Below are 16,613 nucleotides of genomic sequence, written 5' to 3'. Positions count from 1 at the left end.
AGGCGGGTTGGATCGTCTCAGGGCCTGGCAGATGGCGGCGGTGCTCGCGGTCGTCGCGCTTGCCTTGCGCGCCTGGGATTTCGGCAACCCGGTCATCCATGTCGATGAGCAATATTATCTGCTGGTCGGCGACCGCATCTTGCACGGCGCGATACCCTATCTCGACATCTGGGACCGCAAGCCGGTCGGGTTGTTCCTGCTCTATGCCGCGATGCGGCTGCTGCCCGGCGACGGCGTGATCGCCTATCAATTGGTCGCGAGCCTGTTCGCCGCCGCGACCGCTTATATCGTCTGGCGCGCGGCATTGCGGACGGGGGCGAGCCGGACCGGGGCGCTGGCGGCGGGGGCAGCGTATCTGATCTGGCTGCCGTTGCTGGGTGGGCGCGGCGGGCAATCGCCGGTCTTCTACAATCTGTTCGTCGCCGGCGCAGCGCTGATCGCGCTCCACTTGCCCAATCGCGCGCGGGCTGGCGCAGCTCGCGCGATTATCGCCTGGGGGACATTCGCCTGCTTGCTCGGCGGGCTTGCGATCCAGACCAAATACACGCCCGCGATCGAAGGCGCGTTCATCGGCTGCGCCCATCTCTGGTATCTGCGCCGCGCAGGCGCAGGCTGGGCAATGCTCGCGGCCGCCGCGCTGTTATGGGTGTTGGCGGGACTGGCACCGACCTTGGCGATCGGCGCATATTATTGGCACCTCGGCCCGCAGGCGTTCGACGCCTTCTGGTTCGCCAACGTCACCTCGATCTTCCTGCGCGCGGGCTATCCGGCCGACCAATTGGCGATGCGACTGCTCGGCATCGTCGCGACCTTGTCGCCGTTGATCGTGTCGGCTGCGATCGCCTGGGCATGGCGGCCCCGCGCCGATCGACGCGAGGAAGCGCTGATCGGGTTCGGCTGGCTGGCGGCCGCCGGCGGCGGGTTCCTGCTGATCGGCACGTTCTTCGATCACTACGCCTTGCCGCTGGTCGCGCCGGTCGCGGTCGTCGCGGCGCGCGCGCTGGGGCGCTCGTCGCGACTGCTCATCGCCACGCTCGCGCTCGGACTGCTGCTCAACGTCGTCGAGCGCGGGATCAAGAGCAACGATGGCGAAGGCGCCTACGCCGTGGCGGCATTGGTCAAGGCCAATAGCCATGGCGGCTGCCCCTATGTCTTTATCGGCGACACCTTCACCTACGAGCGCGCCGGCACGTGCCTGCCGACACGCTATGCCTTTCCGAACCTGCTGGCCTATACCACCGAGCAGGGCGCGACCGGGATCGACGAGGCGGCCGAAGTCCGGCGCATCCTCGCCGCGCGGCCGCCGGTGATCGTCACCTCGACCCGCCTGCTCGATATCTGGAACCCGGGCAGCCTGGTCGCACTGAAAGCGGCACTGGGCGGCTATCGCGTGATCTACAGCGTGCCGCGCGCCGATTATCGCACCTTGGTCTATCTGCGCCGCGACCTGCCCGCCCGCGATGTACCGGCTACAATTGGAACGCCACCGCCGCGGCAATGATCGCGCTGATCAGCGCGAACACCTGGATATTGCGCCAGTCGAGCAACGATACGCGGTCGAGATTGTCGCGCTTGCGATGACGCCAATCGATAACCCCCGCGGCCAGCGCGGTCAGTGCCAGCGCAGCCGCGACCGCCTCCGCAATCTGTTTCGGCGAAAAGCCCAATCCCTAGTGGCCGAGCTTGTCGATCTTTTCCTGCAGACGCGCCAATTCGGCCTTGAGCGCGGAGACGTCGTCGTCGCCTTCTGCCGGCTTGGTCGGAGTAGCCCCCATGCCCGCCTGCGGCTTGAACGCCGAAGTCGCCGCTTCGAACATCTCCAAATTGCGCTTGGCGATCTCGGCGAAGGGCGAGTTGGCGAACGCGCCCTCGACCGCCGATTTGAACTGTTCCTGGTTGCGGCGGAAACTGTCCATCGACGCCTCGAGATAGCTCGGCACGAACGCCTGCATCGAATCGCCGTACATCGCGATCAGCTGGCGAAGGAAATTGACCGGCAGCATGGTCTGGCCGCGGGCTTCCTCTTCCATGATGATCTGGGTCAGCACGTTATGCGTGATGTCCTCGTCGGTCTTGGCATCGACGACCTTGAAATCGCGTCCCTCGCGCGTCATCGCGGCGAGATGGTCGAGCGTGATGTAGGACGAGCTTTCGGTATTATAGAGTCGACGATTGGCGTATTTCTTGATGATCACCGGGCCGTCAGTGGCCGCCTGCTTCTTCATGGGAACGCCCCTCCAATGATTTGTCGCGGCTGTACCATCAATGCATGACGCACCGCAACATGGACCGCGTCCATTACCGTTGTTCCTCGAGATGCTGCGCGAAGAGACCGCAGCATCGCCCGAGCGCCGCGCCGCCGCCCTGGCCGGGCTGAAAGCGTATCAGGAGGCGCCGCGAGTGTCGAAAAAACGACCTGCGCCAACGCGTTTCAGGGCCGGGCGGGCAAGATTGCGCGATTATGGCGGCAGCGGGCGCAACGTGATCTTCGTGCCGTCGCTGATCAATCCGCCCTTCATTCTCGATCTTGCGCCGCAAAATTCTCTGTTGCGCTGGTGCAGCGAACACGGACTGCATCCGTATCTGCTCGATTGGGGCGAGCCGTCGCCGGCCGATCGCGCGATGGACGTGACCGCGCATGTCGAGCATATCCTGCTGCCGCTGATCGCAAGGTTCGACGAACCGCCGTTGCTGGTCGGCTATTGCCTGGGGGGCACGCTGGCGATCGGCGCCGCGGCGGCAGGCGGGGTGGCCGGGCTCGCCTTGATCGCGACGCCATGGCATTTTGTCGGCTTCGGCGGCGGGCGCTCGGCGATCGGCGAGCTGTGGCAATCCGCCAAGCCGGCCTGCGAACGGATGGGCCTGGTGCCGATGGAAGTGCTGCAAACCGGGTTCTGGCGCCTCGACCCGGCGCGCACGGTGAGCAAATATGAAGCGTTCGGGCGGATGGAACCAGGCAGCCCGGGCTGGAATGGGTTCATCGCGCTGGAGGATTGGGCGAATGCGGGCGCACCATTGCCTTATGCGGCCGGGCGGCAATTGTTCGAGGAATTTGTCGGCGGCGACCTGACCGGCAAAGGCGGCTGGGCCGTCGCGGGTCGCACGGTCGATCCGATCGCCTTGCCCTGCCCCGCGGTCGAATTCGTCTCGCTGAGCGACCGCATCGTTCCCAAGGAAAGCGCCGTCGACCTCGCCGACCGCCGCGACCTGGGTTCGGGGCATGTCGGCATGATCGTCGGCGGCCGGGCCAAAGTCCAATTGTGGGAGCCGCTGGCGGACTGGCTCAAGCGCGCCTAGATAGCGGGCAAATCCCACACGTTCATTGCTGGAGTCTCCCATGACCGACATCGTCATCACCGCCGCCAAGCGTACGCCGGTCGGCAGCTTCATGGGGGCGTTCAGCGGGACCCCGGCGCATGAGCTTGGCCGCATCGCGATCGAGGCGGCATTGGCGCAGGCGGGGGTCGCGGGCGACGACGTGTCCGAAGTCATCCTGGGCCAGGTGCTGACCGCCGCCCAAGGCCAGAACCCGGCGCGCCAGGCGTCGATGGCAGCCGGCGTGCCCAAGGAAATCCCCGCCTGGGGCGTCAATCAGGTGTGCGGATCGGGCTTGCGCACCGTGGCGCTGGCGGCGCAGGCGGTCGCGACTGGCGATGCCCGTATCGTCGTCGCCGGCGGGCAGGAATCGATGTCGCTGAGCGCGCATGCCCAGACTATCCGCGCCGGCCAGAAAATGGGGACGCTCGAACTGATCGACACGATGATCCGCGACGGCCTGACCGACGTGTTCAACGGCTATCACATGGGGATCACCGCCGAAAACCTGGCCGAGCAATATCAGATCACGCGCGAGATGCAGGACGAATTCTCGGTCCGCTCGCAGAACCTGGCCGACGCCGCGCGCTCGTCGGGTCGCTTCCGCGACGAGATCGTGCCCGTCACGATCAAGGGCCGCAAGGGCGACACGATCGTCGCCGATGACGAATATATCCGCGCCGGCGTGACGATCGACAGCGTGTCGGGTGTGCGCCCCGCGTTCAAGAAGGACGGTACGGTGACCGCGGCCAATGCCTCGGGCCTGAACGACGGCGCGGCGGCGTTGGTGGTGATGTCGGCCGACGAAGCGGCGAAGCGCGGCGCGCCCGTGCTGGCGCGGATCGCGAGCTGGGCATCGGCCGGGGTCGACCCCTCGATCATGGGCATCGGCCCGGTCCCGGCGACGCGCCGCGCGCTGGAAAAGGCCGGCTGGTCGATCGCCGATCTCGACCTGATCGAGGCCAATGAGGCGTTCGCCGCGCAGGCGCTGTCGGTCGGCAAGGAACTTGGTTGGGATCCCGACAAGGTCAACGTCAATGGCGGCGCGATCGCGATCGGCCATCCGATCGGCGCGTCGGGCGCGCGCGTGCTGACCACATTGCTGTACGAAATGGCCAAGCGCGACGCGAAGAAGGGATTGGCGACGCTGTGCATCGGCGGCGGGATGGGGATTGCGATGTGCGTCGAGCGGTAGCGGCCTACTCGCTGAGTTCTAAAATTACGTAACGGGGAGCGGCGACGTAAGCTTCGCCAAGTAGCGTTGCAGATTTACCACGCCTCATTGGAAACATTGTCACTAACGAGGTGCTGAACCTTGCATGAATGAAGCCGCAAGGGTTCTATCGCTGTACCGAGGCATATAGACCTCGACAGCAAGGGGCCTAACATGAACATCCAGCGTTTTCTGGGCGCGACCGCGCTCGTTGGCGTGCTGTCCGCAATGCCGGCAGTCGCCTTTGCCAAAGCTGACAAATCCACGCCTGCGGCTACCACCGCTCCCGAAGCGGCGCCGCAGACCGACCCGCAGACCACCACCGCGACCGACGACGGCAAGCCGAACAAGGACGAGATTATCATCACGGGCTCGCGCATTGCTCGCCCGACCCTGTCGTCGCCCGTTCCGATAACGACGGTCACCGCCGAAGATCTGCTTTCCAACGGCCAGCTCAACGTCGGTGATGCACTCAACAACCTGCCGGCGCTGCGTTCGACGTTTAGCCAAGCCAACTCGACCCGCTTCATCGGAACCTCGGGCCTCAACCTGCTCGACCTTCGCGGCTTGGGCACCGCCCGCACCCTGGTGTTGGTTAACGGCCGCCGTCATGTCACGGCGTCGCCAGGTGACTATCTGGTCGACACCAATACCATTCCGGATGATTTGCTAGAGCGTGTCGACATCGTCACCGGCGGCAGCTCGGCGGTCTACGGTTCGGACGCAGTCGCCGGCGTCGTCAACTTCGTCATGAAGCGTAATTTCACCGGCATCAAAATCTCGGGCCAGGGCGGCATTTCGTCGCGGGGCGACCGTGGCGGCTACTTCGGGTCGATCGCTGCCGGTACGAATTTCGCCGGTGGCCGGGGCAACATCGCCGTCGCCGCCGAATATTCGAAGAACAATGCGCTTTACCTGACCGATCGCGACTATCTGACCGGCGCATTCAGCGGCCGCAACCAGTTCAACACCGATTCCGACACCACGCTCGATGGTACCAGCGGTTCGAACGGCATCATCGACCAGCATTTCTACAGGGGCGTTCGCAACGGCACGATCTCGGATGGCGGCGAGTTGACCGCGATCTGTCCGAGCACCGCGGCCGGCGGCCCGGCAGCTGGTAGCATCCTGGCCGGCAGGTGCCGCGCCAGCCGAGTGACCGGCGCGTCGGCAAACAACGCCGAGCGCTACATGTTCATGCCGGACGGTTCGCTGGCGCTCAGTCAGCCGACGATCGACTTCCGCGACATCACCAACGGCATCAGCTCAAATACCGTGGGCGGCCTTGGCTCGACGCTGAACAACACCGGTCAGCTCGACCCAGAGCTCGAGCGCATATCGGTCAGTCTGTTGGCGCATTTCGATGTCTCGCCGGCGTTCAAGCCGTTCGTCGAAGCCAAGTTCGTCCGCATCAACGCCAATCAGGAAGGTCAGCCGAGCTTCTTCCAGGGCTCGCTGGCCGGGTTCTTCGCGACCACCGACGACCAGTTCGCGGCAATCAAGGAACTTCGCTGCAACAATCCGTTCCTGAGCAATCAAGCGCTGCAAACGCTGCAGTCGATCGGCCGTTGCGCCAACCCGGCGACCGGCTTGCTGACGCTCAGCCGCTTCAATGTCGACTTCGGCGGCCGCGGCGAACTGCATCGTCGCGACACCTTCCGTATCGTCGGCGGCGTCGAGGGTACGTTCAATGAAGATTGGCGCTACGAAGTGGCGGTCAATTATGGGCAACTCGACACGCACATGACGTCGTTGAACAACCTTAAGTTGTTCGATCTCAACGGCAACCTTGACGGGTTCCTGCTTGCGGAAGACGCCGTGGTTGCGCCGGCCGGCTTTAGCGGCAGCAACTTCGCTACCGGCGCGAACGGACAAAAGGTCATCTGCGGGATCAACGCGGGTGCGGGCGGCAACGTTCGTCCGGACTGCGTACCGATCAACCTGTTCGGCAGCGGAGCACCGTCGGCCGCCGCATTGAAGTTCATCAACACGACCGCAACCCGCGTCGAGCGCGCTACCGAGCTCGACATCACGGCGAACCTCACCGGCGACCTTTCGCAGCTCTTCTCGTTGCCGGGCGGGCCCGTCGCGTTCAACCTCGGCGCTGAGTACCGTCGGGAAACCGCGCGTTCGGTCTACGACGCTCTGACCCAGTCGGGCGGCACCTTCCTCAACGCGATCCAGCCGTTCCTGCCGCCGGCCTTGGACGTCAAGGAGGCGTTTGCGGAAATCAACATCCCGATCCTCAAGGACCTGCCGTTTGCGCAGGAGCTGACGATCGCCGGCGCCGGCCGCGTATCGGACTATAACACGGCAACCGGCACGGTATGGACCTACAACGTGTCGGGAATCTGGGCACCGGTCAGGGATATCCGGTTCCGCGCAGGTTATTCGAAGTCGGTACGTGCGCCGACCCAGAGCGATCTGTTTTCACCATTGTCACAGAACTTCGCCTCGGTCGGCGATCCCTGTGACATCGCCAACATCAATAACGGCACTGGCGGCAGCACCAACCGCAAGGCCAATTGTGCGGCTGCTGGCGTCCCGGTCGGGTTCGTCAACACCCCGGCGCGTACCCAGACGCTCAGCTATCTGGACGGCGGTAACTCGCAGCTGACGGCCGAGACGTCGAACAGCTGGACCTACGGCGCGGTGATCACCCCACGCTTCGCGCCCGGCCTCGTGCTGACGTTCGACTATTATAATATCAACGTGAAGAGCCTGATCGCGTCGTTGAGCCTGCAGACAATCCTCAACCAATGCTACGACGCGTCATCGCTGAACAACCAATATTGCGCGCTGCTCAATCCGCGTAACTCAACCACCCACGAATTCGCGACGCCCTATGTCGGCTCGTCGGGTCCGGTTAACTTCGCGCGGCAACAGACTCGCGGTTTGGACGCTGACTTGTCATATACCCGCACCGTTCTGGGCGGTCGTTTGTCGCTTCGCGGTATCGGAACCTACGTGTTCGAGAAGACCAACTATCTCGATCCGGTCAACCCGAACAAGCCAGACCGTCAGTTGAGCGAACTGGGCGATCCGCAGTTCGAGGCGCAGGCGTCTGTCGCTTACGAGACCCAGGGTGGGTTTAGCCTGCGCTACCAGGCACGGTATATCGGCAAGATGACGATCGGCACCTACGAGGCACAGCATTCGTTCAACGGCAGCCCTCCGCAGAACGCAGATCTCACCTCTGAGGTCTGGTACCCGGCAACGTGGTATCACAACGTCCGGCTGGGCGCGACGATCAGCAAGAAGTATGAGTTCTACGCTGGCGTCGACAACTTGTTCGATACCAAGCCGCCGTTCTTGCTGACCGGCACTGGTGCGGGCAGCTCGATCTACGACAACGTGGGTCGCTTCTTCTACGCCGGCTTCAAACTCAAGTTCCGCTAAGCAGGCAAAGACAAATAAAAAGGGGCCGTCTCGCAAGAGGCGGCCCTTCTTTTTTGGGGATTGCGAACCCGCCGCGGGCAGCGACAGTTCGAACGCGACCGGTCAACCCATCCGATCGAACCGGCGCCCCAGCCCCGTCAGCAGTTCATATTGCGACATGCCCGACAGCGCCGCGGCGCGCGGCAGGTCGAAGTCGATCGTCAGCCAGTCGCCCTCGCCGACATCATGCCCTGTCACATCTATCGCGATCAGGTCCATCGACACACGGCCGAGTAGCGGCAGCACCTCAGAACCGATCAGCGCAGAACCGCGCCCCGAAAAGCCCCTGAAATAGCCGTCGGCATAGCCGTAGTTGAGGATCGCGACCTCGGTATCCGCAGGCGCCTCCCACGTCGCGTTGTAGCCGACCGCTTCGCCCGCCCGCACGGTGCGTCGCTGGAGCACCTGCGCCTCTGGCCGGGCGACCTGAATGATGGCACCGCCAAGCTCCGGCCGCGGAACGCCGCCGTACAGCGCCAGGCCCGGACGGGTGAGGTCAAAGGTATAATTGGCGCCGAGCGCGATCCCCGCCGAATTGGCGAGGCTCAGGCGCTGTGCCGTGATCCCATCGGCCATCGCGATGAACCGGCCGCGCTGGTCGCCGCTCTGCGGCCCGTCCTCGTCGGCCGAGGCGAGATGGCTCATCAGCGTGTCGATCTCGAGTCCCTCGACCGCGCCGGCGGCGAGGTCGTCCTCGCCGAGCCCCAGCCGGTTCATCCCGGTGTCCAGCATGACATGGCACATGCCGCCACCGGCTTCGCGCCAACGTGCCGCCTGCTTCACGGTGTTGAGAACGGGCGTCGCGATGCCCGACAGCGCCAGTTCCATGTCCTCGTCGCGCACGCCGTGGAAGACCGACAGGCTGGGCAACCCCAGCGTCGCCAGCGCAGCGGCCTCGGCCCAGGTGGCGACAAAGAAGTCGCGACATCCGACCGCTGCCAGCCTCTCCGCAACCCAGCCGGCGCCGAGCCCATAACCATCGGCTTTGATCGCCGCGCCGCACGCAGCGGACCCACTCAGCCGCGCAAGCGCGCGCCAATTGGCGACCAGGGCGTCGGCATCGCGACGCAAACGAAGGGGAGCTGCGACCATGCGCCGCTGCCTAGCGGCAGGGCGGCGGTGACGCTACCCTGAGTGCCGCCCGCAAGACCGAACTCACAGGAGCCGCCGTTACTCGGCCAGCTTATCGCCTTTCCATTTGAGGCCCCAGAGCGACACCAGCAGCGCCATCAGCACCACAGCCCAAGTATACCACAGCCCGGCATAGGGATCGCCGGTCTTGGCGACGATATATTGGCTGATGAACGGCAGGAAGCCGCCGAAATAGCCGGTGCCGATATGATAGGGGATCGACATCGAACTGTAGCGGATGCGCGCCGGAAACATCTCGGCGAGCAAGGCCGCTACCGGCCCATACGTGGCGCCGGCCAATGCCCCCATCACCAGCATGGCGAAGATGATCACTGCGATCCCAATCGCCGTCGGCCGCACCTTGTCGAGCTTGTACCCATTGGCGGCGAGCGCCGCATCGAGCCCGGCCGGGCTGGTGTCGGACACCGCGTCTCCCCCGATGATCACCGCGATCGCGGGGGTGGTGTCCTTGGTATAGGCGATCCCCTTTTTGGAGAAATAGTCGAGCAGCTGGCCGCATTCGTCGACCTGCTTCGCGGCGAACGGATCATAGCTGCAATGCGGCCCCGACACGATGACGGGCGCGCGCTTCGCGGCATGCGCGAGATCCGGATTGGCGGCGCTGCCGATCACCCAGAAGATCGGGAAGAGCAGGGCCAGGGTCACCGCATAGCCGATCACGATCGGCGCCTTGCGCCCGACGCGATCGGACATCCGGCCGAAATAGATGAACCAGAACAATCCCGCGCCGCCGGCGACGCCGACGATCAGCTGTGCGGTGGTTTCCTCGACCCGCATCGTCGTCGTCAGGAAAGACAAAGTCGAGAACAACGCGGTGTACCAGATCACCGTCAGCCCAGCGGCGACGCCGAACAAGGCGACGAACAGCCGCTTAAGATTGCCGGGATAAGTGAAGCTGGAAACGATCGGATTCTTGACCGTCTCCCCCGCTTCCTTGATCGCCCGGAACACCGGGCTTTCGCTGAGCTTGAGCCGCATCCACAGCGACACCGCGAGCAACACCAGCGAGAACAGGAACGGGAACCGCCATGCCCAGGCCGCCCAGTCCGCCTCGCTCACCGCGAGCTTGGTCAGCAGCACGACCGCCAGGCTGAGGATGAAACCACCGGCGACGCAGGCCTGGATGAAGCTGGTGTAGAAACCCGATTTACCGGGCGGAGAATGCTCCGCGACATAGATCGCCGCCCCGCCATATTCGCCGCCCAGCGCCAGGCCCTGCGCGACGCGCAGCAGGATGATGATACCGGGCGCCCATAGGCCGATCTGCGCGGCCGGCGGGACCAGCCCGACGCCGGCGGTGGCGATGCCCATCAATGTGATAGTGACGAGGAACGTATATTTTCGGCCCAATTTGTCGCCGAGATAGCCGAACAGCACCGCGCCCAGCGGACGGAAACCGAAGCCGACCGCGAACCCCGCCCAGGCGAGCAGCGTCTGGACCATCTCGTTCCCCGCCGGGAAGAACGCCGCGCCGATGATCTTGGCGAGCGTGCCGTAGATGAAGAAATCGTACCACTCGAATGCGGTGCCGAGCGACGAGGCGGCGATGACCAGCCGGATATCGGATGGGCTGGGATCCGGCCGCAACTCTTCCGCCATTACCGTCGCCATCGATCAATCCCCTGTTTGCCGCCGGTTTAGCGTGTCATGTGGCGGCGGCAAGCATGATGCTTGGCCGCGATGCTTGACGTTATCGGTGCGCGGGCGTAACGGGCCCGGCCTCGGGTGGCGAGTCCGCCCGATATGTGAGGACAACGCATGTTTGGACGCAAGATCATAACGGGGCTCCGCTCCGTCCGCGTCCCGCGCCAGCCCTAGCGCAAGCCCTTGCGCGCCGGCCCGCGGGCATCGGGCGCGCCGATCTCCACAACCACTGAACGAGTTGCCGCAGGCGTGCACCTTTGCGCGCGTGCGGCACGAAGGAGATGTCATGGGCGAGTTGCGCCTGGTGGCGACGCTGTTGCGCCACCTGATCGATACTTACAGAGGGTCCGTCACGGTCGCCCGCGCGCTGACCGAATGGGCCGAAACCAATGCGACCTGGCTGGCCGGCGCACCCGTGGAGGGTGTGGCGACCGATCTCGCATGGCTGGAAAACGCCGCCGCACGGGCGATCGCAGCACCTGACGAGACAGACTCGCTGGTCGATCTTGCTACGGCGCTTGGCGATCTGCTCGCGCTGGACGCGTTTGACCGGCGGTTGCTGACACTGGCGCTGATGTTCGAGCGGCGCCCGCGCGCCAATGCGCTGGCGCGAGCGATGGCGCGCGCGCAGGTCGACATGGCGATGGCGCTTGGCACCCTCGCCGGTGCCACCACCGCGTCCGCGGCGCGCGCCAGCCTGGTGATGCGACTGGGCTTGTTCGAATTCAGCCGCGAACATCTCGAGGCGCCGCGGATCGAGACGACCTGGCGATTCGACCGGCTGCTCGACCGCGGCATCACTGACGGCGAGGAGATCGTCGCCGCGATGGTCGGCGCACGCCAGCGCGGGACGCTGCCGCTCGACGCCTTCCCTCAGGCGCGCGCGTGCAGCGATCTGCTCGTTGGCTTGCTGCGCGGCGCGGCGGCGACGCGGACGCCCGGAGTCAACATCCTGATCCACGGGCCGCCCGGCACCGGCAAGACCGAGTTCGCGCGCAGCCTCGTCGAAGCGGCAGACGCGGCGTTGTTCGCGGTTGGCGAGCACGATTTCGATGGCGAGGAACCGAGCCGGTTCGACCGGATCGGCTCGCTCAATCTCGGCCAGCGGGCATTCGCCGCGCGCGGCAATACCGTGCTGCTGTTCGACGAGTTCGAGGATTTGATTGGCGATGCCTCGCCGAGCAACGGCGACTTCATGCGCGGACGGCAGGGGTCCAAAGTGTTCGTCAATCGGATGCTGGAAACCAACCAGCTGCCGGTGATTTGGACCAGCAACGCGATCGGCAATGTCGACCCCGCGATCCTGCGACGGATGAGCTTCGTGCTGCATATGAAGCAGCCGTCGGCACGCGCGGCGCGGCAGGTGCTGGCGCGGATCGCGGCGGAGGAGGGCGTGGCGGTGCCGCCGGCGTTCGACGCTTTGGTGTCGCGCGCGCCAGAGGCAGCGAGCATCGCGCGCGTCGCGATCCGATCGGCCAAACTGGGGGGCGGCGATGCGGTGGCGACGGCCGAATCTTTGGTCACAGCGCTGTCCGGGCCGTTGCGCCCGGTCGAAGGCACGGCGCGGTTCGACCCCGCCTTGGTCGAAGCGGATATCGACGTCGCCGCGTTGCTCGATCGCGTCACCCGCACCGAGGCGCCGCGCGACTTCTCATTGCTGCTGACCGGGCCGCCGGGCACCGGCAAGACCGCGCTGGCGCATCACTTGGCCGAGCGGCTCGACCGGCCGCTGATCGTCAAGCGCGCGTCGGACTTGTTGTCCAAATGGGTCGGCGGGACCGAGGCGAACATCGCCGATGCGTTCGCCGAAGCGCGAGAGGACGAGGCGGTGTTGCTATTCGACGAGATCGACTCGATCCTCGCCGATCGCGGCAATGCACAGGCGAGTTGGGAAGTCAGCCAGGTCAACGAATTGCTGACCTGGTTCGAGCGGCACCCCCTGCCGTTCGTCGCGGCGACCAACCACGCGGCAAAGCTCGACCCGGCGGCGATGCGGCGGTTCGTGTTCAAGCTCGAATTGCGCGCGTTGTCACCGGCGCGCGCGGCGCAGGCATTCGAGCGGACATTCGGTGTTTCCGCGCCGCGCTCGCTGGCCCAGCTGCACGGCGCGACGCCGGGCGACCTCGCGGTCGTGGCGCGCGGCCTGCGCTTCGCCGAGGCCCGACCCGAGCCCGAGGCGCTGGTCGGGCTGATCGCGAAGGAAGTGGCGTCGCGGCCGGAAGGTGGTGGACGGATTGGGTTCTAAAACCGTGTYCCTGCAAAAGCAGGAACACCGCGCTATTGGTTCACGGCTTGCGCGTCGCGACGTTGTTCGACCGGTCGCGATCGGGCAGCTTATGGTCCGGGTCGAGCTCGGCCCTCACGACCGTGCCGCGCGGCACCGCGACGTCGGTTGCTGCCTGGCGAATCCACGTCTCTGCTGGCAACGCGACGTCGCTCGTCCGCCCGTCTGCATAAGTCATGCGCAACGTCACCGGCATGACCAGCTTGTCACGCGACACGACGCGGACCAATGGCGTGCCGTCTTTGGCTGTCGAGATAGTGTCGACCGCCAAATCCATCTGCCAATTGTTCGCGTACCAGCCGCGCCACCACCAGGACAAATCCTCGCCGCTTTCGCTTTCCATCGCGCGAAAGAAGTCGGCCGGTTTCGGATGCTTGAATGCCCAAGCGGCGATGAAGCGGCGGAACGCAGCATCGAACCGCTGCGGGCCGAGAATCTGTTCACGCAACAGCACCAGCCCGAGTGCCGATTTGAAATAGGTCACCGGGTGGCGGTACTTGCCGGGGATCGTGTCGGCGCGCGACAGGATCGGCGGGGCGTCGGGATCGGCCAAAATCGGAAGGATTTCGTCGACCGGATTGCCGCCGCCCGGCGCATATTCGCTATCGCGCTTGGGGGCATATTCGCCACGGTTGAACTCGTCCGATTCATAGGTGTCGATGAACGTGTTGAAGCCTTCGTCCATCCAGGCGTTGCGGCGCTCGTCGAAGCCGACGATCATCGGGAACCAGCTGTGCCCGATCTCGTGCGCGCTGATCCAGAACAGCTCCTTGCCCTTGTCCTCGACACCGTCGAACACGATGCCGGGATATTCCATCCCCGATGCGGGACCGGCGATGTTGATCGCGGCGGGCCAGGGATAGGGGTACCATTTGGCCGAATAGCGCTCGACCGCGTCCTTCATATATTCGGTCGAGCGCGCCCATCGGTCGGGGCCGGCCGATTCCGCCGGATAGAAGGACATGGCGAGCGAGCTCTTGCCGCCCGGCAGGTTGATCCGCGCCGCGTCCCAGGCGAAGGCCGACGAGGCGCTGAACGCAACGTCGCGGCTATTGTCCATGTGGAAATGCCAGGTCAGCGGACCCGCCTTGGGACGCGTGGCCGAGTCGCCGATCCGCTCGGGTTCGCGGATCATCACCGTGCGGTCGCTGCGCCGCGCTGTCGCCAGCCGCGCCTGTTGCTGCGGCGTGAGCACTTCCTGCGGGTTCACCAGCTCGCCCGATCCGGCGACGATCATGTCCGGCGGGACGGTGATGAAATAGTCGAAATTGCCGTATTCGAGGTAGAATTCCTGCGCGAGATAGGGCGCCGGGTCCCAGCCGCGCAGGTCGTCGAACACCGCCATGCGCGGATACCATTGCGCGACCGAATAGATCGGCGCGCCATTCTTCGCGGTCAGCCAGCCGGTGCGCCCGCCGAAATCGTCATTGGGCACTTCGTAATGATAGCGGATGTGGATCACCGCCTTGCCGCCGGATGCGAGTGGAGCCGGCAGTCGAAGCTGCGCGCGGGTGTCGCTGATCACCGGGTCGACCGCCACCGCGGCCTTGCCGAGCGTCACCGTCACCTGGTCGAGAATCATCCCCTCGGTATTGCCGCGCGGCGCGCCGCCCTGCGCCAGGCTGCCGCGCGATCCGGGACGGTAGATATTCTGCTCGAGTTGCAGCCACAGCACGTCGAGCGCGCTCGGGCTGGCATTGGTATAAGTGATCGCGACCTCACCCTTGATCGTGTGCGCGGCGGGGTCGAGCGTCGCGCGGATCACGTAATCGGCGCGGTTCTGCCAGTAATCGGGGCCGGGCAGGCCGTCACCGCCACGATAGCGATTGACCGCTTGCTCCATGTCGAACGGCGCGAAGGTCTTGCGCGGTTGGTAGCTCGGTCCGCTCGCCGCGGTGGTCGCGGCGACGATCAGGGCGGAACCGATGAGGCGGGCGAGCCGGCTGAACATGGAGGGAGAATCCTGGACCTGGGAGGGGTGCGCCCTTCCGCCACAATGGCGGGCGGATGTCCAGCCGGTGACACATGCCCTCACCCTTCCGCGCCTTCGGCGCTCCCTCCCTCTCCCGCATGCGGGAGAGGGAAGGGGCCCGCCGCCGCAGGCGGTGGGAAGGGTGAGGGTCTGTTTCTAGGAGTCCGCCGCCTGCAAGATTTCGATCACCTCAACCGCATCAGGCCGGCCCGGCAGAGACACCGCCTCCCCCTCCTCTGCCCCGATCAACGCCCGCGCCAGCGGCGCCGAAAACGCGATCAGCCCTGCCGCCGGATCGGCCTCGTCATCGCCAACGATCCGGATCACCCGCTCACCGCCATCGATCGCGATCCGTACCCGCGACCCGAAGGCGATCTCATCCGCGTGCGGCACCGGCGCGACGATCGCGGTGACACGACGCGTGTGCCAGTAGCGCAAGTCCCGCGCGATCTCCTCGCGCCGTGCTTCATCCGCTTCCGCCTGCTCGGCTTCGAGCGCGGCGATACGTCCGTCGATCAGCGCCGGTCCGCCTTCGGTGACCAGATTCGGCCCGGCCGGAATCGGCAGCTCGAACCGCGGTTCCTTATGCTCCTCGTCGCTCTCGCGGCGGAACGCGACGCTCATTGCCGGTCCTTGCCGAGCAAGCGGATGATCGCCGAGAAATCGAGCCCGCCATTCCCGGCATCGTTGAACGCTTGATAGAGCTCCGCCGCTTTAGCCCCCATCGGCGTATCGGCATCGACCGACGCCGCTGCTTCCATCGCCAGCCGCAAGTCCTTGAGCATCAGCGCGGTCGCGAAGCCGCCCTGATAGTCGCGGTCAGCCGGCGTTTCCGGGCCGACACCGGGCCAGGGCGCATAGCTCGTCAGCGACCAGCTCTGGCCCGAACTCACGCTGGCGATGTCGAAGAATTTCTGCGGATCGAGGCCGAGCTTGTCGGCCAGCACGAACGCCTCGCAGGTCGCGATCATCTCGGCACCGAGCACCATGTTGTTGCAGATCTTGGCCGCCTGTCCGGCACCCGACGCGCCGGCATGGATCACCGCCTTGCCCATGTCGGCGAGAAACGGCTGGGCGCGATCGAACGCCTCTGCCGAGCCGCCGACCATGAAGGTCAGGGTGCCCGCATTGGCCGCCGCGATCCCGCCCGACACCGGCGCGTCGACCGCGGCATAGCCCTTGGCCTGCGCCGCCTCGCCGACGCGCTTGGCGGTCGCGACGTCGATCGTCGAGCAATCCATCAGGATCGCGCTGAGCGGCGCCTTGCCCAGGATCGACTCGTCATAGACGCTTTCGACATGCTTGCCCGCGGGCAGCATCGTCACCACCGCCTCGGCACCGTCGACCGCTTCGGCTGCGTTCGCGGCAGGCAGGCAGCCGGCAGCCTTGGCCTTGTCGAGCGCCTCGGCCGACAGATCGAAGGCGCGGACGTCGTGCCCCTTCTTCGCCAGATTCGCGGCCATCCCGCCGCCCATATTGCCCAGCCCGATGAATGCGACGCGTGCCATGTTCTTCTCTCCGTCGCCCCGGCGAAGGCCGGGGCCGCTATKTTTCGGGGGGGACAGACCGCCTACGGCCCCGGCCTTCGCCGGGGC

General features: G+C 65.6%; 12 protein-coding genes. 5 read left to right on the top strand and 7 right to left on the bottom strand.

Annotation, left to right across the window (positions count from 1 at the left end):
• The first annotated feature begins 7 nt into the window (after positions 1-7).
• Entirely contained in the window at positions 8-1,501 is a 1,494-nt protein-coding gene (locus tag AC1DSD_RS00630) for a hypothetical protein (RefSeq protein ID WP_478027686.1), read from the top strand.
• Here AC1DSD_RS00630 and AC1DSD_RS00625 read toward each other — a convergent pair.
• Together AC1DSD_RS00625 and phaR are read right to left on the bottom strand one after the other, a co-directional pair.
• A complete protein-coding gene (locus AC1DSD_RS00625) occupies positions 1,470-1,667 on the bottom strand; it encodes a hypothetical protein (protein ID WP_478027685.1) in 198 nt (65 codons plus the stop codon). The genes AC1DSD_RS00630 and AC1DSD_RS00625 overlap by 32 nt on opposite strands.
• Positions 1,668-1,670: 3 nt before the next feature.
• Positions 1,671-2,225 (bottom strand): polyhydroxyalkanoate synthesis repressor PhaR, encoded by a 555-nt coding sequence (phaR, locus tag AC1DSD_RS00620; protein ID WP_478027684.1) that lies wholly within the window; start codon positions 2,223-2,225, stop codon positions 1,671-1,673.
• Between the two features lie 40 nt (positions 2,226-2,265).
• Between phaR and AC1DSD_RS00615 the strand changes: the two genes are divergently transcribed.
• The 3 genes from AC1DSD_RS00615 (at position 2,266) to AC1DSD_RS00605 (ending at position 7,927) form a co-directional block, all read left to right on the top strand.
• Positions 2,266-3,297, top strand: coding sequence for an alpha/beta hydrolase (locus AC1DSD_RS00615; RefSeq protein ID WP_478027683.1), 1,032 nt, complete (start codon positions 2,266-2,268; stop codon positions 3,295-3,297).
• Between the two features lie 40 nt (positions 3,298-3,337).
• Positions 3,338-4,510 carry an acetyl-CoA C-acetyltransferase gene (locus AC1DSD_RS00610; RefSeq protein WP_478027682.1) on the top strand — a complete coding sequence of 391 codons (1,173 nt, stop codon included), beginning with the start codon at positions 3,338-3,340 and terminating at the stop codon, positions 4,508-4,510.
• Between the two features lie 192 nt (positions 4,511-4,702).
• Positions 4,703-7,927 (top strand): TonB-dependent receptor domain-containing protein, encoded by a 3,225-nt coding sequence (locus AC1DSD_RS00605; RefSeq protein WP_478027681.1) that lies wholly within the window; start codon positions 4,703-4,705, stop codon positions 7,925-7,927.
• Between the two features lie 102 nt (positions 7,928-8,029).
• Here AC1DSD_RS00605 and AC1DSD_RS00600 read toward each other — a convergent pair whose 3' ends face one another.
• Both AC1DSD_RS00600 and AC1DSD_RS00595 read right to left on the bottom strand, forming a co-directional pair.
• On the bottom strand, positions 8,030-9,058 hold the full coding sequence (locus AC1DSD_RS00600) for an alanine racemase (RefSeq protein ID WP_478027680.1): 1,029 nt from the start codon (positions 9,056-9,058) through the stop codon (positions 8,030-8,032).
• 78 nt (positions 9,059-9,136) lie between these two features.
• Complete coding sequence (locus AC1DSD_RS00595; RefSeq protein WP_478027679.1) at positions 9,137-10,729, bottom strand: MFS transporter; 1,593 nt, start codon at positions 10,727-10,729, stop codon at positions 9,137-9,139.
• Between the two features lie 319 nt (positions 10,730-11,048).
• On the opposite strand from AC1DSD_RS00595, the gene AC1DSD_RS00590 reads away from it, so the two are divergent.
• A complete protein-coding gene (locus AC1DSD_RS00590; protein ID WP_478027678.1) occupies positions 11,049-13,007 on the top strand; it encodes an AAA family ATPase in 1,959 nt (652 codons plus the stop codon).
• A 40-nt stretch (positions 13,008-13,047) separates the two neighbouring features.
• Here the strand turns inward: AC1DSD_RS00590 and AC1DSD_RS00585 are convergent, their stop codons facing one another.
• From AC1DSD_RS00585 to mmsB, 3 genes are all read right to left on the bottom strand, one after another.
• Complete coding sequence (locus AC1DSD_RS00585; protein ID WP_478027677.1) at positions 13,048-14,997, bottom strand: M1 family metallopeptidase; 1,950 nt, start codon at positions 14,995-14,997, stop codon at positions 13,048-13,050.
• Positions 14,998-15,174: 177 nt separating this feature from the next.
• The gene (locus AC1DSD_RS00580; RefSeq protein WP_478027676.1) at positions 15,175-15,642 is read right to left on the bottom strand and encodes a GreA/GreB family elongation factor; all 468 of its coding nucleotides are present in this window, start codon (positions 15,640-15,642) and stop codon (positions 15,175-15,177) included.
• Entirely contained in the window at positions 15,639-16,526 is an 888-nt protein-coding gene (gene mmsB, locus AC1DSD_RS00575; protein ID WP_478027675.1) for a 3-hydroxyisobutyrate dehydrogenase, read from the bottom strand. The genes AC1DSD_RS00580 and mmsB overlap by 4 nt, the downstream gene beginning before the upstream one ends.
• Between the last annotated feature and the right edge of the window lie 87 nt (positions 16,527-16,613).

It is taken from the genome of Sphingomonas sp. P4_D12 (assembly GCF_056401895.1).
The sequence above is the reverse complement of the archived record's forward strand: the minus strand, read 5'-3'. Positions and strand labels throughout refer to the sequence as shown.